This is a genomic window from Hydrogenobaculum sp., assembly GCF_049967395.1.
Taxonomy (GTDB): Bacteria; Aquificota; Aquificia; order Aquificales; family Aquificaceae; genus Hydrogenobaculum.
Genome location: NZ_JBMFST010000116.1, coordinates 1 through 1,192, shown reverse-complemented (window position 1 = coordinate 1,192; position 1,192 = coordinate 1). Strand labels below are relative to the sequence as shown.

At 32.5% G+C, this 1,192-nt stretch carries 2 protein-coding genes; both read right to left on the bottom strand.

Features of this window, described 5'->3' with window-relative positions; translation table 11 throughout:
- Positions 1-915 (bottom strand): glycosyltransferase family 4 protein (locus ACP5S8_RS08430; protein ID WP_461876490.1); only part of this gene is annotated, 915 nt, incomplete at its 3' end.
- 31 nt (positions 916-946) lie between these two features.
- Entirely contained in the window at positions 947-1,117 is a 171-nt protein-coding gene (locus ACP5S8_RS08425) for an HAD hydrolase-like protein (RefSeq protein WP_461876489.1), read from the bottom strand.
- Between the last annotated feature and the right edge of the window lie 75 nt (positions 1,118-1,192).

Genomic DNA, 1,192 nt, shown 5'->3' with positions numbered 1-1,192 from the left:
AGATGCAAGCGGGTTTCTGTATACTTTATCGTGTTTTTTGATTAGTTTTTTGGTTATTGTTTTATACAACAATGTATGAAGATGCATGCTATCTGGCCTAAAAGGTGAGGTGTTCTTCAGAAATTTTCTTCTATATATAGAAAATAGCGTCTCGTATATAGGATATATAGCTATCGTAACAGGAAACCAAGGGGATACTTGAGGATTTCTTTCGACTAGCAATATAGATAAAACAGCTATTGAAAATCCTAAAAAATATGCACCACCATCACCCAGAAATATAAGGCCATATGGATAGTTTAAAAGCATGAATCCAATAATACCACCTACAATAGCCATTGCTAAATTTAGCACCAAGACATCTTTATTCTCAAAAGCTACATAACCAATAGCAATAAATATCATTAAACTTACACCAGAAGCAAGACCGTTAAAACCATCTATTATGTTTATAGCGTTTGTAAGGCCAGCTATAGCAAACATTGTAAATAAAAAAGATATTATTTTTATATGAAGCAGGTTATTTAATATACTTATATCAGTCCTTGTTATATCGGCTTTTAAAAGAAAAAAAGCAAGCATGGCACTTGTGCTTATCAAGATAAGTCTTGCTCTAGGTGGTATAGACCTTGTGATATCTTCCAAAAGCCCGGCCAAAAAGACCGGTATTGAGGATATTAAAAATAGTAAAAAATGATGACTTATATCTGGTTTATTCAGTGCTATAAAAATGCAAACGCTTATAAACCCTAAAAATATGCCCACTCCTCCAAGTCTAGGTGTCGGTCTTTTGTGAAACTTCTGAGGTCCTTCGTGAAGATGGTCTGTGATAAGCTTTGCTATCCTCTTTGAGGCTTTTATCAGCAAAAGATTTGTTAAAAGGCTTATAATAAAGCTTATAATTAAATACTTCATTTATTCAAAGTATTATATCACATACCAATCTCTAAAAGCCTAAAAAGTCGCCTTCTATTAATTCTATTAGGTTTTTGCAAACTCTGTGAGCTTTTACATCAAGCCTATTGGTGCTTGAAATCAAGACTGAATACATACCTAAGTTTGATGCAAACTCCATATCTTCTTTGGAATCCCCTACCATTATGGATTGTTTAATCATGTAAAACATTATCTATATGCGTAATCAATTCTTTTTCTATTGTGCTCCAATTAAATCTTTCTTTGATATATTGTT

Coding starts and splice junctions, on each gene's coding strand:
- ACP5S8_RS08425 (WP_461876489.1), bottom strand. CDS start 1,117: ATGATTAAACAATCCATAATGGTAGGGGATTCCAAAGAAGATATGGAG.